Raw genomic sequence first — 23,400 nt, 5'->3', positions numbered from 1 at the left:
CCCTCAGGCGGAGGCGGGTTGGCGGGGCAGCGTCGGAGCGTGCGCGGTGGGGCTGTCGTAACCGGCGGCTTGGAGGGTGAACAGCTCGGCGTACCGCCCGTCGGCGGTCATGAGCTGGTCGTGGGTGCCGGCTTCGACGAGGCAGCCTTGGTGCAGGACGTAGATGCGGTCGGCGTGCCGCACGTTGGCGAGCCGGTGGGTGATCAGGATGGTGATGCCGCGCCCCTGCCGGTCGCGGATGGCCTGGAACAGGGCATCCTCGGCGCGAGGGTCGAGGGCGGAGGACGGCTCGTCCATGATGAGCACGTCGGCGTCGCGCAGGAACCCGCGGGCGGCGGTAATGCGTTGCCACTGTCCACCGGAGAGGTCCTGCCCCCCGGCGAAGGTGCGGTCGAGCAGCGTCTCGTACCCGTGGGGCAGGTCGGTGATCATGTCGTGGGCGACCGCGCGGGCGGCGGCGGCCTCGATCCGGTCCTGCGCCGCCGTGGTGCTGATGTCCCCGATGGCGATGTTGGTGGCCGCCGTGAACGGCCACTTGTGGTACTCCTGCGTCACGACGCCGATCCGGGCCCGCAGCGCGTCGGTGCCCCAATCGTCGCCGGACCGCCCGTTGTAGCGGATGGCACCGCCGGTGGGGGCACGGAGGGTGGCGATCATGGTAGCGAGGGTGGACTTGCCGGAGCCGTTCTCCCCGACGAACGCCACGGTCTGCCCGGCCCCGATGGTCAGAGAGACCCGGTCGACGGCCGGGGTGTCGCGGTCGGGGTAGCACAGGCTCACCGCGTCGACGGCGATCTCCCGCAGCCGCTCCCCGGCCGGCGCACCGGCGGCCCGGTCGGTGGGCGGTGGCAGGTAGTCGGCAGCTCGGGCCATGAAGCCGGTGTAGTCGCGGAAGTGCTGCCCCTCGGTGTAGACGCGGTCGACCTGGAACGTCACCACGGCCAGTGAGCGTTGCGCGGACTGAATGGCGATCACACAGGTCGCGGCGGCGGAGACCGGGATCTGCCCGTCGATGAGCAGTAGGCCGAGCAGGACGTAGACCACGGCGGTGGCGAGCCCTCCGAGCATGGCGCCGACGGTGGTGGTCGTGGTGACCCGGCGGGCCAGGGCGAGTTGGATCCGCGTCTCGACGTTCATCACCCGGTCGTACTGGTCGAGCAAAAAGTCGCGCAGCCCGTAGGTGCGCAGTTCGGGGGCGGAGTCGCGTTCGGCCATCAGCCGGTGCAGCAGCCATAGCCGGCGGCGGCGTACCGACCCGGCGGCGTAGGTCTGGTAGCGCAGGTGCCCGGCCCGCAGTGACGCCCACCCGTTCGGCACGGTGGCCACCAGCAGGGCGAGCAGCAGCAGCGGGTGGACCACCACCACGGCGACCGCGACAGCGATGACGCCGGCCAGCCCGGCGAGGAGGTTCATCGACGCCTGGACCAGGGCGGTGGTGGAGTTCGCGCCGCGGGAGGCGCGTTCCATGTCGTCGGCGAACGCGTCGGCGTCGAAGGCCTCCAGCCGTACGGCGGTGGTCACCTCGAACAGGCCGCGTTCGACCTCCCGGTCGACCTTCGGGGTGAGGCCGTTCTGTGCGTACCCCATGGCGGTGGCCATGCCGGCGCGCAGCGCGGTGGCCGCCGCGAGTGCGGCCAGGGCGGGCAGCGCGGCGACCACCTTGTCGGCGGTCGGCCCGCCGGCGAACAGCTCCACGAGCACCCGCTGCGCGGCGAGCAACCCGAACGCGGACATCACCCCGGCCACAACGGTGGTCGCCGCGACCACCGACGTCCGTACTCGGTCGGCCCGCCAACTCACGACGAGGGCGGCCCAGACCAGGCGGGGCAGTTCGGAGAAGACGGCGAACAGGCCGGCCTGCGCCCGCGCCCGCACGCCGGTCTCCCACCACACCTCTCGTAGCTCCGGCAGCACCGAATCCCGCTGCGGTGGTGCGGCAGGGGCGGGCGTGCGGTCGGGGTGGTCGGTCTTCGGCATGGCGGTACCTCCCGAAGGTGAGCACGGTGGGCGGTGGCGGTGTCTCGATGCGAACGGCGGAAGCGGAGGTGTCCCGTTGGCGTTCCCGACTGGCGCACCCGACGCTTCGCCCTTCCGAGAGGCGTCCCGGTCGGTGGGCCTGCAGTCAGGTGACTCGGACGCCGTCTTCGAGGTAGTAGCTGCACCCGTCCGCACGGGCGTTCAGCGCCTCGGTGATCCGGTGGTTCAGCAACGGCGGTAGCCGCTGGGCGGCCTCTGGCGGGTCGGAGAAGGCCCAGCCCTTCAACTCGCCGGGCGGCACCACGATCCGTTCGTGCAGGCGGGGTTCGAGGGTGCCGCCGTCGTAGACGACCATGACGCCCTCGGTGCGCCCGGCGCGGGCCGGTACCCAGTCCACAATCAGCAACCGACCGGGTGCCAGGTCCAGGCCGAGTTCCTCCCGGCACTCCCGGATCGCGGCCTGGTAGGGCGACTCGTCAGCCTCAACGCACCCGCCAGGAATCTCCCAGCCCGCCTTGTAGACCGGCTCGACCAGCAAAACCCGCTCATCCGCGTCGGTGATCAACAGTCCGGCGGCCATCCGCTTACGGGGCAGGCCAGCGATGATGTCGCGGCGTTCGGAGGGCATGCAGGGACCGTAGGACGCCGGTCGGTCGACACGCCCGCAGCGCCGTGCGCCGACATTGTCGGCAGATGCCGACACAACTCCGACACCACATCCACCCCGTCCGCGTTTTGGCCCCGCGCCGTTGGAGCCAGCGCCGCGAGCTGGGCATTCATTACCCGCAGGCAATTGCGGAAGGGAGAGTCCTCAGGGCGCAGAAGTGTCACCGGGAGCAGCTACGGTGTCGGCTCATCGTGACTGCGGCACCGGGGGTGGCAGCGATGGTCGACCACGACGAGATCGCCGCCGCTCGCCGCGCGCTCGGTCGCCACCTCGCCCACCTGCGTAAGGACGCCGGCCACACCCAGCACGGGTTGGCCCGGCTGGTGCAGTACGGGCGCAGTTCGGTGGCGAACACCGAGACCGGCCGCCAACATCCCGAGCGGTCCTTCTGGTCCCGCTGCGACGCGGTGTTGCGCACCGGTGGCGTGCTGACCGCCGAATACGACCGCATCGCCAACCTGGACCATCAACACCGCCACCGCCCGGCGCCCCCACCCGCCGGCCCCGGCCCTGCTACCGACGCGGCAGCCGTGTGGTGGGAGCACGAGGAGCGCATCACCGCCCGCCGGTCCGCGCTGACCGTGACGGCCAATGACGACGCACGGGTGGCGCACCTGGAGCACGAAGTGTGGCAGGCGATCGGTGACAATGAACAACTCCCGCCGGCCACGCTCGTGGCCCGGCTGCGTCCGCTGCGGGTCAGCGTCGACCAGCTGATGTCGGCCCGGCAGCACCCACCGCAACGCGCCCGGCTCTACACCGCCGCCGCCCACCTGTCCGGGCTCCTCGCCGCCCTCGCCCTGGACCTGCGAGCCTTCGCGGTCGCGCACGCCTACGCCGCCGAAGCCTTCGACCTCGCCCACGCCGCTGGGCAACCCGACACGCAGGCCTGGGCCCGCGCCACCCAAAGCCTGGTCGCCTACTACACCGGCAAGCACCGCGACGCGCTCGCCTACGCCGAAGACGGCCTACGCCACGCCGGCGCCGGCCCGCACCTCATCCGCCTCACGATCAACGGGCAGGCCCGGGCGCTCGCCCACCTCGGCGACCACCGTGGTGTCCACCAGGCCGTGGACCGCGCGTTCGCCCTGCTGCCCCAACATCCGACGGACGGGCAGGTCAGCACCAGCCTCACCCTCGGCCCGTACTGCCCGACCCGGGCCGCCGCCAACGCGGCGACGGCGTACCTGGTCCTCGGCGACACCACCGACGTCGTCGACCAGCTCACCGCCGCCGTCGCGGCGTTCGACGCGGCGCACCTACGCGGACCGCAAGCGCTCAGCCGCCTCGACCTGGCCACGGCTCACGCGAGGGCGGGCGACCTCGACCACGCCGCCGGGCTGGCGCTGGAAGCACTCCGCCTCACCGCCGAGTACCGCTTCGAATCGGTCTACCAACGCACTCGCCGATTCCTCACCGCCGCCAACCCCTTCGGCCGTCACCCGCGACTACAGGATGTCGCGGACCTGCTCACCGAATCGGCGCATCCCGTCAGCCGGCCGCCACCGGGCCTACGATCGCCGTCATGAGCAGCCCGGAACTGGCCAGCCTGCGGCAGCGGTGGACCGCCTACCAGGACCTGGCCACGCTCACCGAGCACTGGTACTGGCGTCCCGGCTGGCGCGCCGACCGCCACTTCTCTACACCTGGCACCTCACCTTGCAGGAACAGCCCGGCCTCCACCGCCTCGTCAGCGACCGGACGAGGCCCCAGATACGCTGAAGCACAGGCAGCTCGTGGGGATCAGTGATTCGGACATCGCACAGGCGCTCTTGGCCTACCTCGAGCGCTATCCGGACGACGCCGTGTCGCTGTCCGAGCCGGTGAAGCTGCTGGCTGAGGGATCGGGTTTCGCCTCCCGACGAAACTTCTCGATGCATGTCACTGTCGGCGCTCTCCTGGTCCGCGGCGGCACCGACGTGCTGCTCGTCGATCACCTCGCCTACGGGATCCTCTTGCAGCCCGGAGGACACCTGGAGCCGACCGACTCCACGTTGATCAGCGCTGCGGTACGGGAGCTCGTAGAGGAAACCGGTGTTGATCCCATCGGACTCGTCCCCGCGTCGCAGATGCCGGTCTACGTCGAGCACGGCCGAGTTCCGGCCCGGCCGGCGAAGGACGAACCGGAACACTTCCATCTCGACTTCGGCTACTCGTTCCTGACGACGCAGGCCGACGTGGGGCGTATCCAAGAATCAGAGGTGCGAGGTGCGAGGTGGTATCCCCTCTCCGTGGCTGAGCGGCTTGTCGGCCCTCGTATCGCGCGGGCGATGACCGCATTTACATGAAGCGGATGACGGTGCCCAGCGGCCGTCACGTTTACTCGTCGCCGCTCGTGCTGCGGCCGACAGTTGCCCGACGGCGACAGGCAGACCGCCGGCAGAGTCGTACTCCGTCAACATTGCCAATAGGCCAGGACAATCAGGTCTGGGAGCGCGGGGGGATGGCGGGTGCGGTCATGGTCAGGTATCGGTAGCCGATTTCGGTAAGCCTGTCGGCGTCAAGGCAGTGTCGCCCGTCGAGCACGAGCGGTGAGCGCATGGTGGGGGCGAACTTGGCCCAGTCGAGGTCGCGGTAGTGCGACCACTCGGTGGCGACCACGATGGCGTCGGCGTCGTCGAACACGTCTTCGACGCGATCGGCGAGGTGCTCGGCCAGGATGGGCTGTTCGCGGCGGAAGCGATCGGCGGCGACGGGGTCGTGCAGGGTGATCCGGGCACCGCGTTCAAGGAGCAGATTCGCGATGTCGATGGCCGGTGAGTCGCGCAGGTCGTCGGTGTCCGGCTTGAACGCGAGGCCGAGGATGCCGATCTTGCGACCCTTGATGATGTGGAGTTCGTCGAGGAGCCGGTCGACGACCTTGGTGCGCTGGCGGTGGTTGACATCGCGGGCGGCGGTGACGATCGGCATGGCGAGGTGGTACTCGCTGGCGGTGGCGATGAGCGCTGCGGTGTCTTTGCCGAAGCAGGATCCGCCCCAGCCGATGCCAGGGTTCAGGAAACGGGGGCCGATGCGGGCGTCGAGGCCGGTGCCGCGGGCGACCTCGCGGACGTCGGCGCCGACCTTGCCGGCGATCGCGGCGATCTCGTTGATATAGCTGATCTTGAGAGCGAGGAAAGCGTTGGCCGCGTACTTGATCAGCTCGGCCGAGGCCAGGTCGGTGGAGACCAGCGGCACGGCGCTCATGCCGGCGGGGCGGGGCAGCACGGTGGGCGGGGTGAAGGACTGGTTGAGGATGGGGCGGTAGAGCTGGTTGAGGAGGTCCAGGCTCTTCTGGTTGTCGGAGCCGATGACGATGCGGTCCGGGTAGAGGGTGTCGGCGAGCGCGGTGCCCTCGCGGAGGAACTCGGGGTTCGAGGCGACGGCGAATCGGCCGTCGGGGCGGTGGCCGTGGTGGCGTTCGTACGCTTCGCGCAGGATCGCGTCGACCCAGTTGCCAGAGCCGATCGGGACGGTGCTCTTGTTGACCACGACGGTGAAGTCGCCACGCAGGTGTTGGGCGACGCTTTCGGCGGCGGATCGCAGGTACTGCAGGTCGGGGTTGCCGTTGTCGAGTTGCGGGGTCTGCACTGCGATGAACACGACGTCGGCGTCGGGTACGCCGACGGCGTATTCGGTGGTGAAGTTCAGGTGGGAGGACGCCTGCTCGAGGAGCGCTTCCAGATGTGGCTCGTAGATCGGGCAGCGGCCGCCACGAAGGGTGTCGATCTTTTGCTTGTCGAGGTCGATGCAGGTGGTGTCGTGGCCCAGGAAGGCCAGGCTGACGCTGGTGGTGAGACCGACGTATCCGGTGCCGACAACACAGACCTTCATTGAGCGTTTCCTCTCGCCATGAACGATACCGACGCGTGGTGATCCGGATCCAAAAGTGCCGCTGAACAGCGATTTTCTGTTGCGGCAGTCGGCCGGCTTGAAGGCCGCGGCCCGCCTGCTGCCCGCCGGAATGATACCGACCTGAGGCGGGCGGCGGGTCGGTCGGACCGGACATTCGGGTCAAGAAAGGGCGGCGGCTCCGCTGCTGTTCAAATGTCCGAGCAGGGTGTCCTTCTGCCCGAGATAGTCCCGGTTATCGGAGGTGACGAAACCGGAGAGGGGGACACGGTCGACGGTGATCCCGGCGGTACGGAGGGCGTCGATCTTGTGAGGATTATTGGTGGCGAGTCGGGCTGAAGTGACGCCGAGCCAGGCCAGGACGCTCGCGGCGGGTCGGTAGTCGCGGGCATCGGTGGGTGCGCCAACGGCGGCGTTTGCGGCAACGGTGTCGTAGCCCTGGTCCATAAAGGTGTAAGCGCGGATCTTGGCAGCAAGCCCGATGCCGCGGCCTTCGTGGCACAGCATGTAGAGCAGGATCCCGTAGTCGGTTGCGCCGATCATGCGCAGGGATGTGGCCAGCTGGGGGCCGCAGTCACATTTGAGGGATCCGAGCAGGTCACCTGTGGCGCAGGCGCTGTGAATCCGTACCAGCGGATTCTGTTGGCCGGCGGGCTGAGGGCGGTGGACGGCGGCGAGCACCTCCTCGGGGCCGGTCTCGGAGCCGAAAGCATGGAGTTGGAATTGTCCGTACGCGGTGGGGAGGTCACAGCTGGCGAGCCGAACGGTAGTGGTCATCTCGTTTCCTTCGCAGCGGTGCTGTCGGGTGTGGGCTTGTGGGCGATGAGCAGGACGTGTTCAGACATGCCGAGGAGTGAGGGTTCTGCCTCGACCCGGCGGATCGCCCGCAGGAGGAGGTCGCGACGGTGTGGGTCGCGGAGGCGGTCGGCGAGGTCGGGCAGCAGTTTGGCGGCGCCTTCGACCGCGAGCAGGGCGTGCGGGCGCAGGCCTGCGGTGGTGGCTTCTGCAGCGAGACCATTCGGGTTGTGGAAGTAGCCGGTGGTGAACAGCCGTCGATCACCGGTCGGGTTGCGGTGTTGCCCGTCGCGAAGATGTCGGGCCAGGATCGCCTCCACCGCCGGGTCGTCGTAGAGGTTCTTGGCGAGGTACTCCCAGGTGGTGTAGTAGCGGGACGTCGCTGCGGCGGCGACCACGCCGCCTGGGACAAGTACGCGGTACGCCTCGCCCCAGGCGCGGGCGCGGTCAGCGGCGTTGGTGAGGTGATACAGCGGTCCGAGCAGAAGAACTGCGTCGCAGCTGGCGGAGCCGAGCGGCACCTGGCGCGCGTCCCCGCGCGAGATCGAGGCCAGCGGCGACTCGGCGCTGGCGGACGTGGTGGCGGCTTGCTCCAGGTGCAGTGGGACAGGGTCCACGAGGTGGACGCGGTAGCCGTCCGCGGCCAGCTGAAACGCGTACGCGCCAGGTCCTCCGCCGACGTCGGCAACAGTTCCGGCTGGGGGAAGGTGGCGGCCCAGGATGTCGCGGGTGCGCAGGTACTCGATGTGGCGGCGCGGGTCGCTCAGGCGTCCCTGCTCGGCCCCGTGGGCGTAGAAGGCGAGGACCTCCGGAGTGATGCTCGCCGCTGAGGTCACGTCGGGCGGATGGAGATTCACGCTGCTGCCTCCGGCGCGCCATGCTCCAGATCCGCGAGGAAGCCGTCCTGGAACTGTCGACGCAGGCGAGTCTGCTGCGCCGACATGATCGGGCCGCGGAAGCGGTCGAGGATCGATGCGACGCTGCCGCCGATCGCCGGGCTGCTACCGATGGCGCTGAGCAGCTTGAACTGCATTACGAGGTAGACCGGCGGACATTCACGCGAGCTGCCAAGTCGCGCTGGGGACCAGAATCCGAGGTGGTAGTCCAAGCCAGCCAAGGTCAGGCACCGGTTCGCGAGATCCATGTTCGTTCGCAACAGGGCCATCTCGTGGGCGGTGATGTCCCGGAGTAACGCCCTCAGCATCACGAGACCTTGCCGGCCGGGTTCGGACAGCCAGGTGAGGTTGTTCAGGTTCGCCGCGACCTGGCCGGGCGGCAGCAGCCCCGGCCGAGTCCACGGGGGCGACGCCGCCGGGCTGCCGGTGAAGCACTCCCGCAGCTGCGCGTACGCGCCGGTGGCCATCTCATGAAGTTGAACGAGAAGGCGCGCGCAGGCGGTATCGAGGAGGAAGTTCCAGTCCGGAAGAGCGATCTTGAATCCGACTGGGCCACCAGCAGCAGACAGATCTGCGTCGCCCGCGAGGTGGCAGCCGGCGGGCAGCGGCTGCGTACGGGATGCGTCACGCATGACCTGGGCGGCCAGGTGCGCGATGGGGTCCACCAGCGCCCGTCGTCGGTTGAGGTCGCCTACCTCGCCCAGCGGCACGATCGAGGCGTCGCGGTAGGCGGCAGCCGGCCAGCAGTTGAGGTGCCAGTGCATCCGCTTGTCCCACCACTGCCCGTTGTCGCGGTCGACCGTGTACGGGTCGTGGTTCGTGCCGATCATGAGCTGCGCCCCGTCCAGGTCGAACCGGCGCCGAGTCGAGGAGGCGTCGACGTAGCCGACGAACTGCCTACAGAATTTCAGCAGCGCCGTCAGCATGGCCTCGGGGACATCGCTGACCGACGACGCGATGACTCTGTCGTCGCCGACCGTGGCAAGCAGCATCATGTCGTAGACGCTGTGCGGGAACGCCTTGTCGATGAACGCGAGCCGGTCCCCGGATCGTCCGGCGGGATATTCGCGCAGGATGTTGGCGCCGTAATGGTCGCGGTAGTGCGGGCTGAGGTTGCGCACGTCCGGTGGCGGCGCGGCGAATCTCGGCATCGGAAGGCTGGGAATGACCGGCAACGTCATCGCCGACGCCGGGTAGAGCGGCCCGAACCGGTCCGCGACCAGGTGACGAGTCGTGACGGCGGTCATGCCGGCATACCGGTCGCGATGGCGTCGCCGGCGGCAACGCCCATCATGGCAGCCTGCACGATGCCCTGAGCGATCCCTGCGGCGTCTCCGACCACGTAGATCGGCAGGCCCCGCACCTTGCAGTCCTCGTCGACCGGGACCCGGTCCCACAAGAACTCGACCTCAGGCCCGATCACGAGAACATCGTCGACAAGGTCATCCATGGACAAGCCTGCGCCGGCGTGGTCCAGGATCGAGCCCACGACCCGGCGGAGGCTCTCGATAAGGCTGAGGTGCTCGGCGTCGGTGAACAAGCTGTCGAGCCGGGCGGTAGTCAAGTCCTTGACGGACGGCTCGAACGTCACTGCCGCAGCCAACTCCGGCCAATGATGCGGCTCGGTCGTCTTGTTCATGAACGCGCGCAGACTCTGCGCCACCGGCCGGCCTCCGCTGAGCCGCCAGTAATCGGACAGGATCTCGTCCCGGACTTCGGTGCTGGTGCCGGGTCTGGCGAGCTGGCACAACAGGCCGAAGTTGGCTGCCAGTGAACGTTCCCCCGGAAGGCGTTCAGTGGTTTCGTGCCCGTCGAGAGTGATCACCTCCCGCCCGAAGGAGCGCTGGTAGTTGGTGAACTTGATCCGACCACCGTTCGGGCCGCCGCAGAAACAGAACGTCTTCGTCTTACGGTCCACCCGCTCTAACTGGGTGATCTTCAGATCGGGGTGCTCGACGCCGATCGCGGCCAGCACCTCGGCCCTCGTCTCGAGACGCACGCCGAGCGACATGTCCGGCGCGATCGTCTGCACCCCGAATGCCGTCAGGAGGTTGTGAGTGCTGGTCACCCCGTGTCGGCCCGTGGCCAGCACCAGCCGTGCCGTCTCGGCGGTGACGAGGCCACCGTGGGTCGCTACCGTCAGCGTCAGGCGGTCCCCCTCCAGGGCGGCGGTGACAAGTTCCGATTTCTCCCAGACGGTCAGAGCGTCGTTGCGGAAGCCGTGCAGCGCCGTGAGCATGTCCCGCACCTGCGTTTCCCCCAAGACCGCGACCGGGTACTCCCGGATGGCCAGGCCGTTCCCGGCGAAGGCCTTGATGACTGGCGCGCCGAGTCTCGTGCCACTCAGAATGGGCGGCTCTGGCAGTGGAGCGGTCAGGAACTGGAACGCGCGCTCGCACAGTTCGTCCGCGCGGTCCTCACCGAAGTGATCGATCAGGCGGCGGCCGGACGGCAGCAAGCTCAACTTCACCCCATCTCCGTAGTGCACACAGCCGCCAAAGCCACTGATCACGTTGCAGATCCCGGCGCACCCCGTGCAACGCAGCCCTCGGTCGACCGGGCACGGCCGATTCCGCATCCCCCGCCCGGCCTCCAACAGCAGCACCCGCAGGCCCTGGGCCTGGCGCACGACCTCGTGGGCACAAGCCAGACCACCTGGGCCAGCGCCGACGACGACGACATCGAAGAACATTGCAGACATTCCTTCCAACAGTCGCAGGCGATCGGGAGCGAACAGCCATCCCCGCCGCCGGACGCGCTGCATGTCCGTGGCTGAATCAGCAAATCGGCAGCAGCCGCGGCCAGCGCGATGATCACCACGTAGGGCAGCGAAGGTGCCGTCCGGACAGCTATGCGCGGACGATCCGCCCGGGGCCTTTCGGGGAAGGCTCACTCACCGTCGCCGACGTCGGGTGTTGTCGGACAGGCATGTCATCGGACTATGACAATCCACCGACACCCGCTGCCGCGACCGCATCCACCGCTTGGCCTTTCGGTCCGACCGCGAACCCGGAGCGCTCGGCAGGGTTAGCTGCTCGTGCCCGTGCGACGATGGATCTATGAACCACAGCAGCGCCGGCTTGGTCATCTGGGACGTTGACGGGACGCTCATCCCCGCGGACTTGCGTTGGCTGACGCGCGCGATCGCTCGTGCGTACGGCATCGCGCAGTCCGAGGTTGTCTTCCCTGACAAGAAGGTGCATGGGTATACGGACGAGTCGATCGCCGTGGACACGGCGATCGCTTCGGGCGTGGACCCTTCAGCCGCGGAGGCGGGCATACCCGCCTTCCGTCAGGCCATCGCCGCGGTCATGCAGGAGGGTCGGCAGGAGTTGGCTGAGGTCCAGCCGCCGTATCCAGGTGCAGCGGCGAGCATCGCGAAGCTGCACGAACGTGGCTTCATCCAGACCGTGCTGACCGGCAACCTGCGTTCGGCCGCCGAGGTGAAGCTGGACGTGGCGGGCTTGGACGATTTTCTTGATCTTCGCATCGGCGGGTTCGGATCGGACGCGCGAGATCGCTTCCAGCTTCCGGCAGTCGTAGCTCAGCGCTACTCCGCGATCTACGGTGACCCCCTCGATTCCGCTCGAACGATCGTCATCGGGGATGCGCCCAACGACATCGCTTGCGCACGTCACGCCAACTTTCGCGTCGCTGTCGTCGCTCACCGGCTTGGGCGTCGAGAGCTGGCATCCTACGAACCTGACGTGGTACTCGACAGTCTCGACCCGACGACGGTGGCGGCAGCCGTCAGTTCGCTATTGAGTGCGGGCGGGACGCCGGCTGCTCGTTAAGCGGCCATCTGCTCCTCGAGTTCGAGGACAAGCGGCTCATCGCGCCATCGGTCCAACCGTTGTCGAGCTCGTTGGGCTCGAGCGATGCCTCGATGGTTTCCACCGGCTTTCAGCTGGTCGTAGGTGGCGCCAAGCAAGGTGCAGGATTGTTCGAGTTCGCCGGCGTCGGCGTAGGCGCTGGCGAGGTCTACGGCTGCCGCCAACGCGACGTTGGCGTTGGCGCGGTCGTGTTGCAGCATCTGTACCGCACTTTCCAGCACGGTCACCGCTTGGTGGGGCTGACCGAGAAGGAGATGGCACGTGCCCGCGTAGACGTGGAGGCGGGCGCTGCTCCAGTCGCTGTAGAGGCCAACACAGTCAACGGGCGACAATTCGTTGACCGCTTCTTCTGCCCGCTTCAGGGCCGCCGTGGCCTCGCGGGGAAGTCGCAGGGCCGCGAAGGCTTGGGCCTGCTCGGCAGCTACTCGCGCCCGTGCGGGTGGACTGAGATCGGTGGACGCACGGGCGGCCTCATCGAGGAGCCGCAGGCCGATCATAATGTCACCGTCTGCGTCAATCAGTGTGGCAGCCTCCGAGTGGAGGTTGCTCTCGAAGATGCGTGCCGTTGCGCTGATCCTGCGGCTGCCCAGCCTGTCGCCGAGCTGACGGGCATAGGCACAGTGAGCGAGCGCGAGGGCACGGTTGCCCTGCGCGCTCCACAGCCGGCTGGCGACGATCGAGGCTTCGGCTAGCATCCCTCCGATATCAGCGCGGATGGGAGCACGACCCGCTTTGCGATACAGCGTTGACAGGCAGTCACGGTGGGCCTCGATCAGACCCAGTAGCGCGTCGGGTGACACGGCCTGGCGCTGCTGGGCCAACATGCTGGTGAGCGTGGAGAAGCTGTTCCACTCGCCCACCAGGTAGTCCGTTCCCGGTGTGCGGGCGAGCGCCTCCGCAGCCGTGGAGGACGAGGGCTCAGCAGCCACGTGGCACGCCATAGGGGCGGCCGTGCCGCTCAGCACGTGCCGGTTGCTGGCGAGCCGGATGCGATCGTATTCCCGGACCAGTCTGCCGCCGGTTCCCAACACCTCGTCGCTTCGGGCCCAGAAATCGCGGCCCACACGCTGCCGGCCGGTCTCCACGTTCGCGATCGTGCTCCGTCCATAGCTCACCCGCGGGGCGTACGCCTCCTGCGTGTAACCAGCGGCTTTGCGGCTGCGGGCCAGCATTTGGCCAAGAGCGATCCATGCCTTGGCCACGTCTTGTGGTGGCACGCTCGACATCAGCAGCTCCCGATGGGTACGAACGCTCGCGCGAGGCGAGGCAGGTTGGCGTGGGAGCACTGTAGTGCAGGTCTGTGATGCGCCAGCTACTCAGCGGCTTCATCCAGCACTCTTCCGACAAAGTTCCGACATTGGCCTCGCGGTCGTCCGAACTCGCGTGACCTCCGATGCTCGTATGCTCCCTGCTCGTGACCCACGAGCCGGCCAACAATGATCATGAGGTTGAAGCCAAGTACCGCGTAGACGACCTGCAGAGGTTGATCACGGCGCTCGCCCGGCGGCAGGTCGTGTTGACGGAGCCGTCGGTCCAGGACGACCAGGCGTACGCACCAGCCGGCTGGTCGTACGGCATGTCGAAGGTCGGTGTTCCGTTCGCGCGTCTGCGCACGCAGGATGGGCGCCATCTGTTCACCGTGAAGAAGCCGATCGACAACGAGATGGCTTGCCTGGAGCACGAATGCGTGATCTTCGACCGTGACGCGATGCACGCTGCTCTAGCGACGATGGGTTGGGTGCCAACCGTACGAATCGTCAAGCAGCGCCGAACCGGCGATTGGGACGGCGCGACGGTATGCGTGGACGTCGTCGACGGGCTCGGCGCGTTCGTCGAGGTGGAGCGGGTGGTCAGCTCCCGGCACTCGGGTGAACAGGTGCAGCACGGACTCGACGCGATGATTCGCTCACTCGGCGTGCCAGTACTGCGGGTGGCGGACACCTACGACACGTTGATCTGGAATCTGACGAGCGCGGCCGTGAGGGCGTCGGCCCCGGTCTGAGGTGGTCGAGTCCACGGCTGTTGCCGCCCCGGCTGTGACGGCTGGAGACCTGGGCCCCCGCGCTCGACTGGCTTCAGGGGAGCTGCAGGAGTGGAACGTCGTAGAGCTCGGTTTGGCGAACGCGCGTCATCGGTGGCTCGAGGATCTCCACGATGATCATTTCGGTGAGGAACTGGACAGTCGCGGCGAGCAGGTGGCTCGTGTGGGCGGTGGCGCTGTGCGCCTTTAGGCCCACGGTGAGGTGGATGTGCGGCTGGATGGTGTCGGTGCCGGGGTCGTAGGCGAGGGTGCCGCCACCGAGGGCCTCAATGTTGGTCACATGGACTTTGGACCAGACCGGCGCGTCGGGGTTGTCGAGGCGTTCGCAGGTGCCGACGATGTCCGCGGCCGCGAGGCCGGCGATGAAGGTGGGGATGTAGCCCTGGCGGATGTCGTGGGCGCGGCAGGTCCGGTCGAGGGCGTCGTAGAAGTCTTCTCCGTGGTCGAATACCGCGACGATGGTGCGGCCGGGGACGACTTCGTGGCTGCGCAATGTGGGCTCCTTCGAATTTCGGCCGGCGCGCGGTGAGAGCTGGGTGCCACCAGGAGGATCGTGGCGCGTGGCGCGAGTGTTGGCCTATTGACGGGTGAGCGTGGTGAGGGTGTCCGCGAAGCTGCGGGCAAGGCTGGCCAGCACCGCCTGCCCCTTGGCGTCAGTGGCCAACGATGGTTGCCCGACTACTCCGGTGCTCGTGTAGGCAGCCAAGCCGAGCGTCAGGAGCTGTGGCCGTTCGGTGAGGTGATCGGCGGTTTCGAAGTCCGGGCCGACGGCATCCGGCGCGGCGTGGAGAAGGATCGACGTCTCGATCTCCCCGGCGTGCATGTCGTCGTGGGTGGTGCTGTGTAGTCCGGCGTCGCGGCGTGCTTGGTCCCAGTCCTGTCGACCTGGGAAGAGCGCGAGGCGTGGCCCGTCAGTGTTGGCCTCTTGGACGATGTTGGACAACACATAGTTGCCGCCGTGCCCGTTGATGAGAACGAGACGGTCGATGCCTTGCCCATGAAGGGACGCCACGACGTCGTTGATGATGGCGGTGAGGGTGGTCGAGCTGAGACTGACAGTTCCTCGCCACGCGGCGTGCTCGTGGGAGCAGGACATAGTAAGTGGCGGAAGCAGGAACAGGTCGTAAAGTTCCGCGAGCGCGGTGGCGATGGCGCTGGCCACGATCGTGTCGGTGGCGAGCGGTAGATGCGAGCCGTGTTGTTCGAAGCTGCCGATGGGCAGGACGGCGACCGCCGCTTGGCGGCGAGCTTCGTCGGCCGCCGTGGCGATCGTCCAGAGGGTCACGCGCCTATTCTGCCGCTCGTCTAGGAGAACGTACGGGACGTCAAGCAAGCCACGACGTTGCTCGTACCGGCCCCCCGACCACCGGCGGCCGGTGCGTCGATGTCGGCGCTATGCGCCAAGTGGTCGGTGAGACCCTCAAGGCGAGGTTGGTTCAGGTAGGCGGCGGCTGCCAGGTGAGGCAGTAGCCCAGGGCCGGCGTGGAGGTAGTCGAAGCGATATCCGTTTCCGGCACGGCCGATCCAGCTGTGTGTCTGCACATCGGGGTGCAGAGTCCGGTGGACGTCGCAGAGCCCGAGTAAGGCGAGGGCGTCGAGGAACTCGTACTCGAAGGGTCGGAAGCCGGGGTAGCGGGGTTGGTGGTCGCGGCTGATGACGTTGTAATCGCCGCCGACCACCAGATGTGCGCGGTCGGTGGTGGGCAGTCGGGCCAGGGTGTCGGTGACGGTGGCGAGGAAGGTCCGCTTCTTGGCGAGCTTGGCGGGTGCCCGGTCGCTGGAGGGGACGTAGAGGCCGAGGATCGTGACGGTGGGGTCGGTGCCGAGGATGACGGCGGGGGCCCGGCCAGGCAGGCTGATGCCCGCGGTGAGGTGCGGGGCTGGGCGGGTGGGGATGCGGCTGGCGATGGCGCAGCCGCGGTCGCCGTCAGTCGAGGGCTGGTGAGCGATGGACATCCCGGCTGCCCGCAGGCCAGTGAGCAGGTGCCGGGTGCCGGGTCCGTTGCTGGTTTCGGTCAGGATGATCACGTGGTCGTCGCGTTGCAGCAGCCAGGTCAGGAGCTTCTGCGCGCGGGCGAGCGCGGCGGCCTGCACGTTGAGCGTCAGGATGGACAGCACGGTGAGCCTCGCTGGTCAAGGGCCGTCGGCGGCTAGCAGGGCGAGAATAGTGTCCACGACCTGTTCGGGGTTGAGGCCGTGGCAGGCGACGACGTGTTGGCGCCACTGCTGCCGGTGCAGGTGGGTGGCGGCGTCGCGGTAGAGGGCGAGTTCTTTCTCGGGTGAGCCGGCCAGTTCCAGCCTGGTCAGGTGCGCCCTGGCTGCCAGTCGGGTGCGGATGACCTCTGGGTGGTCTTCGAGGTAGATGACGGTGGCGGGCAGGACGTAGCGGTTGTAGGACCAGATCTCGCCGAGGTCGAGGCCGTCGATGCGTTGCAGCACCAGCGAGGAGGCGACGTACCGGTCGGAGACGACATGCAATCCGTCGTCGAGCCGGGGGATGATCTCCGTTTCGATGTGCGCGGCGCGGTCGGCGGCCAGAGCGAGGGCCAGTGCCTTGCCGTGCAGGAAGGATTCCTGGCGGCGCAGGAGCTGGCCCAGGGGCGTGCGGGTGGGCTCGCCGGTCAGGTGGACCCCGGCCGGTCCGAGTTCGGCGAGGCGGTCGGCCAGGAGACGGGCGACGGTGCTCTTGCCGACTCCGTTGGGGCCCTCCACGGCGATGAACAGGCTGCTCACCCCTTGGCCAGGGACAGCGGGAGCAGTCGACGACCGGATGGGTCGGTGACGGGGCACTGCTCGGTATCGACGTCGCCGATGCGGCCACCGGTGGCGATGACCGCGGCAGGGCAGCCCTTGCCGCACTGTCCGGCCAGGGCGCAGGAGCCGCAGGTCGGGTTGGCGCCGAGCCGGTAGCGGCCATGGAAGTCGTAGGCGTCGAGGCCGGTGACAACCTCACTATCGAGGATGTTGCCGGTGAGGAACTCGGTATCACGGTACGCGGAGCCGGGCGTGCGAGCGGCGAAGACCAGGTAGGGGCAGACGGCGACCTGCCCGTCGACGAAGACGTAGATCAGTTTTCCCGCGTCGCATCCGCCCAGCGGCAGGTCCTCGTTGGGAAACCGGATTCGCACGAGGTCGACTTGGCCGGCGAAGCGGTCGGTCACCGCCGTGATGGCGTCCATCGCCGCCGTGGTGGCAGCGAGCTTACTGCGGCTCTTCACCCCTCGCCCGAAGGAGGACAGCGGATTCATCAGCACGTACTCGGCGCCGACGGCGACGGCGAAGGTGCACAGGTCAGCGAACTCCTCCGGCACGGTCAGCGCGTTGGGCGTGGACAGCAGGCCCTTGAGCAGGCCGGCCTCGGCAAACTTGCGGGTGGTGGCGACGGTGGTGGCGAACGACGACCGGTCGCCGCGGAACTTGCCGTGGCTGTCGGGCCGGAACCCGTCAAAGGACACGTTGACGTGAACGTTGTCCAAGGCGGCCAAGGCGGCTATATCGGCGTCGCGCGTCAGCGTCGCGTTGGTGCAGATGCCCACCGGCAGTCCCTGATCGGCCACCGCCTGACACATGGCGATCAGGTCGGGGTGGACAAAGGGCTCGCCCCCGGTGAGCGTGAGGCGTTCGACTCGGGCGTCGAGCAGCCGGGGCAACACTCGGGTGGTGAAGTCAATCAGGGACAGGTCAGACCCGACTGCGGTCGAGGAGACGAAGCAGTGGGCGCAGTGCAGGTTGCACCGTTCGGTGATCTGCACCAACGCCTTGCGTCCATCCCCGCCGACGGAGGTACGGAAGTAGCAGGACGAGGCGTGGGTGTCCACGATGAGGCGCTTCATGTGGGTCTTCCCGCGGTAGTGAGATGAACTCCGGACGCGCCAGACGGGGCGGCGTCGAGCAGTTGCGCGGCAGCGTGCAGTTGGCGGTGCACGACCTGGGCGTGAGAGCCATCGGTGTGGGGCTGGTGGTGGCCTGCGGCGGCAGTGGTCAGAAACCACCAGGCTGCCCACATGCGGTGCCATCCCAGCGCCCACTGAGCTGCCGGCAGGCCACCGCGGTCGGAGTGGGCGTCGGCGCTGCCGCCAGCCGCGACGTAGGCGCAGATCAGGCGGGTGAGTTGAGCGGGGTCTGCGGCGTTGCGGGTGCCGAACCAAGTGGCGAGGTCGAGCAGGCCGGGCCCGGTGAAGGCTTTCGCCCAGTCGACGAGACGGCATTCCGTGCGGCTGACGTGCAGCGAGCTGCGATGGAACTCGCCGTGACACCAGCCGAAGGGCTCTCGTTCGGCGCCGTCGGCACGCCGGCACGCCACGGCTTCCAGCCACCGCAGCAGGTCCTCGATCGTGCCCGTGTTGAGGAAACGGCCCTGGAGGTGTAGCGCGGCGAGTGCGGCGAGCGCCTGCTCTGGGAGGCGCGCAAGGGTCTGCTGGCCGAACACGGGCAAGGTCGGCATCGGGGGGATGGTGTGGATCGCATGGGCGGCGGCTGCAGCCTCGGCCGTGGTGGGTGGGCGGATGGGGTCGCCGAGGTCGTCCATCAGCATGCCCAGCGCCTGCGGACGAAGCGTGTAGCCGTGCAGGTGGGGCACCGCCGCGCCGTTTTCGTTGAGGGCTCGCAGCACGGCGGCTTCGCCGGTGAACGGTGATGTGGCGAGTTTGCAGATCACGCTGCTGCCATCGCTCAGGTACAGCCGCTGCACCGTCGACAGTTCCCACTCCTGGATCATTTGCTTGCCGGCCTGGTCGTGGCGAGCGGCGGTGAGCAGGTCACGGCGGAGCTGGTCCTCCAACGCGGCATCTATGGCGATCACGGTTTGCTCGCCGTCGGGATGCCGGTGGCGGCTCGCTCGAGCAGCGTCAGCGCGGTGTCGAGGCGTGCCGACATCCCCGCCGGCAGCCGGGGGTGGGCTGCCTGGTGGAAGGCCCGGAAGTGCGGCAGCAGCGTGAGCAGCGCCGGGCGCGTTCGGAGGAAGTCGGTGACGTCGCCGCTGGCATGTGCCCGTCGGAGCAGTGACGTCAACGCGACGATCTTGTCGGCGGTCGAGGCCAGCAGTACCGGCCGGTCGTCGACGCGGATAGGTGGGTCCGGCATGTCGAGGGCCTGGTGCTCGGCCTGCAGGGCGGCGATGATCCGCGGTACCTGCGAGCCGTAGGCGACGGCGAGGACCTGGTAGATGTCCGGCGTGCGGGGCGCGAAGTCGGGGATGTCGTGCAGCAGCGCTGCAGCTATCAGATCCGGCGCCGGGTTCGGTACATGCTCGCCGATGGTCACCGCGACCCGGACCGCGTGGGCCAAGGCGGGACGGTCGTCGATGACCTGTCCGGCGCACCATCGCTGGGCGTCGCGTAGGGCGCGGTCGACGGTGGCGGCCCGGGGAGGGGATAAGACGGTCATGGCCTGATACCTCCTGGTTGCCGTAGCATCGGCGCCATGTCCGGGCCGCTACCGCAGTGGTGTGAGCAGACGTGCGTGGTGTGTCCCGCCCAGCAGCTCGGGCCGGGCCAGTTCGACGTCGTCGACCGGCCCGGACCCGAGTTCGCCTACAACCCGGACATCGGATGGCGAGTCACCGCCGAGGGCGTCGCGGTGTGTGTGCACCCGTACCGGGTCGGACTGCCACCAGGCCAATACGCCTCACGCGGCGAACCTGTCCCCGACCAGACCTCACGACCAGCGCCGACGCCCGCCTCCCTAGTGCTGCCTGCCGACCTGGTGGATCTGGAAGGATGGCTCGTCGCCGTGCTGCGCGACGCCCCGGAAGAGCAGATCTTCGGTGCCGTCGCCCGCGCCGAGCGCCTCGCCGCAGAGAGGTTCGACCCGAAGCAGGTGGTGGCAGCGATGCGGCGGGTGCTGTCGGTGGAGCTGGCTAACCGCTGACCCCGACCGGCGCGGTCGCCGGGTCCGGTCGGTCGAAGTCGAAGTCGTGGCTGCGTCCGTCACGTCCCAGGCCCGCGGCCTGGTAATGGGCGTTGAGCTGATCCAGCCGACGGGTCACCTCGGCGGAGTCCAGCCAGTACCGCAACGGCTGCGGCCCCCAGCCGGCGGCGGCGTAGTACGCGTCGGTCAGGCAGCCGCGGGCGTAGGTGAACTCCTCCAACTCCGTGGCGTGCGGGAAGGTGACCCCGAGGTCGCGCTGCATCCGGGACATCAGAGTGAACTGCGCCAGCACGGCATGGATCATCTCGTCGACCGGTGCCGGCACCAGCAGCTCCGCGGCCTCCTCGTCGCCGCCGGACAGCTCGAACACCGCGGCCTTGAGCGCCAGGACCCGCATCGCCTCGGTCAGCAGCGGGCCCGCGTCCCGGTCCAGGGACCACCGGCTGATCGCCGGGTAGCCGGTGAACGTCGCCCAGCAGCTGGAGTACTTCATCGACGAGTTGTGTAGCCGCTCGGACGACGGGTGCTGCGTGATCAGATCGAGGATCTCGGCGGCTCGCCGACCGACCTCAGCGGGTTCGGGCAGAGTTTGTGGGGCCATCGCACATTCCTCCTGCGGGAGCGTTGGGCACAGGCAGGCCTATCCAGTCAGCGGCCGGATCGCCCGTCACCGCTGTCCTCGTGCCGTCGACGCACGGTGATGCCCCATTAAGGGCCGGGTGCACGGATGTCGGTAAGCCGTTGCTGTGACTTCTGACAAGCTCCGACATTGACCGGCCCAGACCGTGAATGGCCCGACGGCCGAAAGCCGTGATGCAGCGTGTCAGTACGCGATATGCGCCGCCTGCGGCAGGGCGCGATAGCCGCCATCCAAGAAGACTGATGTCGGCGGATTGTCAGACGTCGACGGTAGGGCTTACCGACATCGACCGACTTCGCCTTTAGTCACCCTCGTCGCCGGTGGCGCGTGCCGCGTCCCGGACTGAACACGTCACGGCCCAAATGCCGGCATGCGGTGCCTCGATGAAGCACGTGCCGACGACTCATTGATCAACTGAAAGGATCCCGCATGTTGGATCAGCACGATCTAGAGCGTTACGGCTATCGGCAGGAGTTGAGCCGCCAACTACGGTTCCGGGACCTGGTCGCGTACGGCCTGGTGTACATGGTGCCGATCGCGCCGATGGCGATCTTCGGAAGCGTGTACGCCGGCTCCGGTGGAATGGTGGCTCTGGCGTACGTAGTCGGTGTGGTGGCGCTGGTGTTCACCGCGTTCTCGTACGCACAGATGGTGAAGGCGTTCCCCATGAGCGGCAGCGTCTACAACTACGCCGGCCGGGGTATCAGCGCGCCGGTCGGGTTCCTGGCTGGCTGGGTGATCCTGCTCGACTACGTCCTCGTACCGGGCCTGCTGTATCTGGTGGCGTCGGTGGCGATGCACTCCACCGTGCCTGCCGTGCCGGTGTGGGTGTGGTTGCTCGGGTTCGTCGCGGTCAACACGGTTGTCAACTCGGTGGGGATCCGGATGACCGCATTGGTGACCCGGGTGATGCTCGTCGGCGAGTTGGTCGTCCTGGCGATCTTCCTCGCTGTCGCCGGTTGGGCTCTCGCCTCAGGCAGGGGCCGGTTCAGTTGGGACGCGTTCTACAACTCCGAAACGTTCACCTGGTCCCTCGTGGCGGGTGCCGTGTCGATCGCGGTGTTGTCCTTCCTCGGCTTCGACGGGATCAGCATGCTGGCCGAGGAGACCAAGGGCGGCTCCCGCCAGATCGGCCGGGCGATGGCCGCCGTCCTCGTCCTGGCCGGCGTGCTGTTCATCGCCCAGACCTGGCTGGCCGCGATGCTCGTCCCCGAGCCGGCCTCGCTGCTCAGTGACGGTGATCCGAACGGCACCGCCTTCTACGATGCCGCGCAGGCCGCTGGCGGAGGTTGGCTGGCAACGTTGTGCGCGGTCGCGACCGCGATCGCGTGGGGGCTGCCGAACTCGATGGTCGCGCAGGTCGCCACGTCCCGGCTGTTGTACGCGATGGCCCGGGACCGGCAACTGCCCGCCTTCTTGGCGAAGGTGTCGATCCGCCGCAACGTGCCGATCAACGCGACCCTGCTCACCGGCGCCGTATCCCTGGCACTGGGCCTGTACATGGCCACCCGCGCCGATGGGATCACGCTGCTGTCGTCGCTGATCAACTTCGGGGCGATGGTCGCGTTCCTGGTCCTGCACGTCTCCGTGGTCGTGCACCACCTCATCCGCCAGCGCAGCCGCAACTGGTGGGCACACCTCGTCATGCCCGGTATCGGCTTCGCGATCCTCGCCTACGTGGTGGTCAACGCGAACATCGCCGCGCAGCGTCTCGGTCTGGCCTGGCTCGCCCTCGGCATGGTCGTGCTCGCCGGCCTGTACCTGTCCGGCCGCCGGCCCGCCCTGTCGGGTCTGGCGCCCGTGCAGCCGCAGGCCCGCCACGTCGAGCGGGTGTGACGACCATGGAGACGATCACCTACCGGCCAGCCCGCGACGAGCTGGCCTACACCTTCGGCGGCCGGATGCCGGTGGCCCATGTCCGCTCCGGCGACGTGTTGCGGGTGCACACCGAGGACTGCTTCGGCGGATTGGTGCGCGGCCCGGCGGACCTGCCGTCGCAGGTGTGCCGCATGCCGTACCTGAACCCGGTGTCCGGGCCGTTCTTCGTCGAGGACGCCGAGCCAGGCGACACCCTCGCCGTCCACCTCGCCTCGATCGTTCCGGCCCGCGACTGGGGAGTCTCCTCGACGTTCCCGCACTTCGGGGCACTGACCTCCACCTCACATACGGCGACCCTGCAGCCGCCTCTCGAGGAGCGGGTGTGGGTGTACGACATCGACCGGCAGGCCGGTACGGTCCGCTTCCACGCCACCGACAGCGACCACACCGTGGACCTGCCGCTGGACCCGATGATCGGCACCATCGGGGTGGCGCCGGGCGGTTTCGAGGCGCGTTCGACCATCGTGCCCGACAGCCATGGCGGGAACCTCGACACACCGGAGCTGCGCGCCGGGACCACCCTCTACCTCGGGGTGAACGTGCACGGGGCGATGCTCGCCCTCGGCGACGGCCACGCCCGCCAGGGCGAGGGCGAGGCCTGCGGCGTCGGGGTGGAGATCGCCACAACCACCACCCTGATCATCGAGGTCATCAAAGGCGTCCCGACGGTGTGGCCCCGCCTGGAGACCGACACGTCGATCATGTCAGTTGGCTGCGCCCGTCCCCTGGAAGACGCCTACCGGATCGCGCACCGCGACCTGGTCGGCTGGGTGGGTGAGCTCACCGGCCTGGAGCAGCTCGACGCCTACCAGCTGCTGTCGCAGGCGGGACGGGCGCCGATCGGCAACGTCTGCGACCCGAACTACACACTCCTCGCCGCCGTCGACAAGGTGCTGCTTCCGCAGCCGCAAGCCGCCTACGACGGGGTGCACGCCCGCCTCCGGCAGCACACCGACGGGCCGAGGTAGAGGGCG

23 protein-coding genes are annotated in these 23,400 nt (G+C 68.4%); 7 read left to right on the top strand and 16 right to left on the bottom strand.

The window, feature by feature from the left end; all coding sequences use genetic code 11:
- Window positions 1–3: 3 nt before the first annotated feature.
- Window positions 4–1,977: an ABC transporter ATP-binding protein gene (locus ACFYO8_RS10570; protein WP_387257106.1), complete on the bottom strand. Its 1,974-nt coding sequence runs from the start codon at window positions 1,975–1,977 to the stop codon at window positions 4–6.
- Between the two features lie 145 nt (window positions 1,978–2,122).
- Window positions 2,123–2,605: an NUDIX domain-containing protein gene (locus ACFYO8_RS10565; RefSeq protein WP_387257104.1), complete on the bottom strand. Its 483-nt coding sequence runs from the start codon at window positions 2,603–2,605 to the stop codon at window positions 2,123–2,125.
- A gap of 230 nt (window positions 2,606–2,835) precedes the next feature.
- Between ACFYO8_RS10565 and ACFYO8_RS10560 the strand changes: the two genes are divergently transcribed.
- On the top strand, window positions 2,836–4,173 hold the full coding sequence (locus ACFYO8_RS10560) for a helix-turn-helix domain-containing protein (RefSeq protein ID WP_387257102.1): 1,338 nt from the start codon (window positions 2,836–2,838) through the stop codon (window positions 4,171–4,173).
- A gap of 207 nt (window positions 4,174–4,380) precedes the next feature.
- Window positions 4,381–4,932: an NUDIX hydrolase gene (locus tag ACFYO8_RS10555; protein ID WP_387257101.1), complete on the top strand. Its 552-nt coding sequence runs from the start codon at window positions 4,381–4,383 to the stop codon at window positions 4,930–4,932.
- A 133-nt stretch (window positions 4,933–5,065) separates the two neighbouring features.
- Here ACFYO8_RS10555 and ACFYO8_RS10550 read toward each other — a convergent pair whose 3' ends face one another.
- The 5 genes from ACFYO8_RS10550 to ACFYO8_RS10530 form a co-directional block, all read right to left on the bottom strand.
- Window positions 5,066–6,457, bottom strand: a complete 1,392-nt coding sequence (locus tag ACFYO8_RS10550) for a UDP-glucose dehydrogenase family protein (RefSeq protein WP_387257099.1) — start codon at window positions 6,455–6,457, stop codon at window positions 5,066–5,068.
- A gap of 180 nt (window positions 6,458–6,637) precedes the next feature.
- Window positions 6,638–7,252 (bottom strand): GTP cyclohydrolase II, encoded by a 615-nt coding sequence (locus ACFYO8_RS10545; RefSeq protein ID WP_387257098.1) that lies wholly within the window; start codon window positions 7,250–7,252, stop codon window positions 6,638–6,640.
- Window positions 7,249–8,127 carry a class I SAM-dependent methyltransferase gene (locus ACFYO8_RS10540; RefSeq protein ID WP_307867924.1) on the bottom strand — a complete coding sequence of 293 codons (879 nt, stop codon included), beginning with the start codon at window positions 8,125–8,127 and terminating at the stop codon, window positions 7,249–7,251. Before ACFYO8_RS10540 ends, ACFYO8_RS10545 begins: the two co-directional genes overlap by 4 nt.
- Window positions 8,124–9,413, bottom strand: a complete 1,290-nt coding sequence (locus tag ACFYO8_RS10535; protein ID WP_387257097.1) for a hypothetical protein — start codon at window positions 9,411–9,413, stop codon at window positions 8,124–8,126. Before ACFYO8_RS10535 ends, ACFYO8_RS10540 begins: the two co-directional genes overlap by 4 nt.
- Complete coding sequence (locus tag ACFYO8_RS10530) at window positions 9,410–10,858, bottom strand: FAD-dependent oxidoreductase (protein WP_387257095.1); 1,449 nt, start codon at window positions 10,856–10,858, stop codon at window positions 9,410–9,412. Before ACFYO8_RS10530 ends, ACFYO8_RS10535 begins: the two co-directional genes overlap by 4 nt.
- Before the next feature lie 367 nt (window positions 10,859–11,225).
- Between ACFYO8_RS10530 and ACFYO8_RS10525 the strand changes: the two genes are divergently transcribed.
- Window positions 11,226–11,960 carry an HAD family hydrolase gene (locus ACFYO8_RS10525; RefSeq protein ID WP_387257094.1) on the top strand — a complete coding sequence of 245 codons (735 nt, stop codon included), beginning with the start codon at window positions 11,226–11,228 and terminating at the stop codon, window positions 11,958–11,960.
- Here ACFYO8_RS10525 and ACFYO8_RS10520 read toward each other — a convergent pair.
- Window positions 11,957–13,225: a helix-turn-helix domain-containing protein gene (locus tag ACFYO8_RS10520; RefSeq protein ID WP_387257092.1), complete on the bottom strand. Its 1,269-nt coding sequence runs from the start codon at window positions 13,223–13,225 to the stop codon at window positions 11,957–11,959. The genes ACFYO8_RS10525 and ACFYO8_RS10520 overlap by 4 nt on opposite strands.
- Before the next feature lie 188 nt (window positions 13,226–13,413).
- Here ACFYO8_RS10520 and ACFYO8_RS10515 point away from each other — a divergent pair, with 188 nt between their 5' ends.
- Window positions 13,414–14,001: a class IV adenylate cyclase gene (locus ACFYO8_RS10515; RefSeq protein WP_387257091.1), complete on the top strand. Its 588-nt coding sequence runs from the start codon at window positions 13,414–13,416 to the stop codon at window positions 13,999–14,001.
- A gap of 73 nt (window positions 14,002–14,074) precedes the next feature.
- Here ACFYO8_RS10515 and ACFYO8_RS10510 read toward each other — a convergent pair whose 3' ends face one another.
- The 7 genes from ACFYO8_RS10510 to ACFYO8_RS10480 form a co-directional block, all read right to left on the bottom strand.
- Complete coding sequence (locus tag ACFYO8_RS10510) at window positions 14,075–14,533, bottom strand: PPC domain-containing DNA-binding protein (protein WP_387257090.1); 459 nt, start codon at window positions 14,531–14,533, stop codon at window positions 14,075–14,077.
- An 84-nt stretch (window positions 14,534–14,617) separates the two neighbouring features.
- Complete coding sequence (locus ACFYO8_RS10505) at window positions 14,618–15,325, bottom strand: creatininase family protein (RefSeq protein WP_387257088.1); 708 nt, start codon at window positions 15,323–15,325, stop codon at window positions 14,618–14,620.
- Between the two features lie 20 nt (window positions 15,326–15,345).
- Entirely contained in the window at window positions 15,346–16,158 is an 813-nt protein-coding gene (locus ACFYO8_RS10500) for an endonuclease/exonuclease/phosphatase family protein (RefSeq protein WP_387257087.1), read from the bottom strand.
- A 15-nt stretch (window positions 16,159–16,173) separates the two neighbouring features.
- Window positions 16,174–16,773, bottom strand: a complete 600-nt coding sequence (tmk, locus tag ACFYO8_RS10495) for a dTMP kinase (protein WP_387257085.1) — start codon at window positions 16,771–16,773, stop codon at window positions 16,174–16,176.
- Entirely contained in the window at window positions 16,770–17,873 is a 1,104-nt protein-coding gene (locus ACFYO8_RS10490) for a radical SAM protein (RefSeq protein WP_387257084.1), read from the bottom strand. Before ACFYO8_RS10490 ends, tmk begins: the two co-directional genes overlap by 4 nt.
- Window positions 17,870–18,841 (bottom strand): phosphotransferase, encoded by a 972-nt coding sequence (locus ACFYO8_RS10485; RefSeq protein WP_387257083.1) that lies wholly within the window; start codon window positions 18,839–18,841, stop codon window positions 17,870–17,872. The genes ACFYO8_RS10490 and ACFYO8_RS10485 overlap by 4 nt, the downstream gene beginning before the upstream one ends.
- Window positions 18,838–19,425, bottom strand: coding sequence for a metal-dependent phosphohydrolase (locus ACFYO8_RS10480; RefSeq protein WP_387257081.1), 588 nt, complete (start codon window positions 19,423–19,425; stop codon window positions 18,838–18,840). Before ACFYO8_RS10480 ends, ACFYO8_RS10485 begins: the two co-directional genes overlap by 4 nt.
- Window positions 19,426–19,461: 36 nt before the next feature.
- Between ACFYO8_RS10480 and ACFYO8_RS10475 the strand changes: the two genes are divergently transcribed.
- On the top strand, window positions 19,462–19,908 hold the full coding sequence (locus tag ACFYO8_RS10475) for a hypothetical protein (protein WP_387257079.1): 447 nt from the start codon (window positions 19,462–19,464) through the stop codon (window positions 19,906–19,908).
- Here ACFYO8_RS10475 and ACFYO8_RS10470 read toward each other — a convergent pair.
- Window positions 19,898–20,509 carry a hypothetical protein gene (locus ACFYO8_RS10470; RefSeq protein WP_387257077.1) on the bottom strand — a complete coding sequence of 204 codons (612 nt, stop codon included), beginning with the start codon at window positions 20,507–20,509 and terminating at the stop codon, window positions 19,898–19,900. The genes ACFYO8_RS10475 and ACFYO8_RS10470 overlap by 11 nt on opposite strands.
- Before the next feature lie 468 nt (window positions 20,510–20,977).
- On the opposite strand from ACFYO8_RS10470, the gene ACFYO8_RS10465 reads away from it, so the two are divergent.
- Window positions 20,978–22,384 carry an APC family permease gene (locus ACFYO8_RS10465; protein WP_387257075.1) on the top strand — a complete coding sequence of 469 codons (1,407 nt, stop codon included), beginning with the start codon at window positions 20,978–20,980 and terminating at the stop codon, window positions 22,382–22,384.
- Complete coding sequence (locus ACFYO8_RS10460; protein ID WP_387257074.1) at window positions 22,381–23,394, top strand: acetamidase/formamidase family protein; 1,014 nt, start codon at window positions 22,381–22,383, stop codon at window positions 23,392–23,394. The genes ACFYO8_RS10465 and ACFYO8_RS10460 overlap by 4 nt, the downstream gene beginning before the upstream one ends.
- Window positions 23,395–23,400 lie beyond the last annotated feature (6 nt).

The sequence above is a fragment of the Micromonospora sp. NPDC005257 genome (assembly GCF_042872445.1).
Classification (GTDB): Bacteria; Actinomycetota; Actinomycetes; order Mycobacteriales; family Micromonosporaceae; genus Micromonospora.
This window is presented reverse-complemented; position numbering and strand designations above follow the sequence as displayed.

What these genes read in the sequence shown, in the direction of transcription:
- ACFYO8_RS10565 (WP_387257104.1), bottom strand. Translation starts at nt 2,605, where the DNA reads ATGCCCTCCGAACGCCGCGACATCATCGCTGGCCTGCCCCGTAAGCGG.
- ACFYO8_RS10490 (WP_387257084.1), bottom strand. Translation starts at nt 17,873, where the DNA reads ATGAAGCGCCTCATCGTGGACACCCACGCCTCGTCCTGCTACTTCCGT.
- ACFYO8_RS10475 (WP_387257079.1), top strand. Translation starts at nt 19,462, where the DNA reads ATGTCCGGGCCGCTACCGCAGTGGTGTGAGCAGACGTGCGTGGTGTGT.
- ACFYO8_RS10525 (WP_387257094.1), top strand. Translation starts at nt 11,226, where the DNA reads ATGAACCACAGCAGCGCCGGCTTGGTCATCTGGGACGTTGACGGGACG.
- ACFYO8_RS10545 (WP_387257098.1), bottom strand. Translation starts at nt 7,252, where the DNA reads ATGACCACTACCGTTCGGCTCGCCAGCTGTGACCTCCCCACCGCGTAC.
- ACFYO8_RS10520 (WP_387257092.1), bottom strand. Translation starts at nt 13,225, where the DNA reads ATGTCGAGCGTGCCACCACAAGACGTGGCCAAGGCATGGATCGCTCTT.
- ACFYO8_RS10570 (WP_387257106.1), bottom strand. Translation starts at nt 1,977, where the DNA reads ATGCCGAAGACCGACCACCCCGACCGCACGCCCGCCCCTGCCGCACCA.
- ACFYO8_RS10550 (WP_387257099.1), bottom strand. Translation starts at nt 6,457, where the DNA reads ATGAAGGTCTGTGTTGTCGGCACCGGATACGTCGGTCTCACCACCAGC.
- ACFYO8_RS10535 (WP_387257097.1), bottom strand. Translation starts at nt 9,413, where the DNA reads ATGACCGCCGTCACGACTCGTCACCTGGTCGCGGACCGGTTCGGGCCG.
- ACFYO8_RS10480 (WP_387257081.1), bottom strand. Translation starts at nt 19,425, where the DNA reads ATGACCGTCTTATCCCCTCCCCGGGCCGCCACCGTCGACCGCGCCCTA.
- ACFYO8_RS10470 (WP_387257077.1), bottom strand. Translation starts at nt 20,509, where the DNA reads ATGGCCCCACAAACTCTGCCCGAACCCGCTGAGGTCGGTCGGCGAGCC.
- ACFYO8_RS10465 (WP_387257075.1), top strand. Translation starts at nt 20,978, where the DNA reads ATGTTGGATCAGCACGATCTAGAGCGTTACGGCTATCGGCAGGAGTTG.
- ACFYO8_RS10530 (WP_387257095.1), bottom strand. Translation starts at nt 10,858, where the DNA reads ATGTTCTTCGATGTCGTCGTCGTCGGCGCTGGCCCAGGTGGTCTGGCT.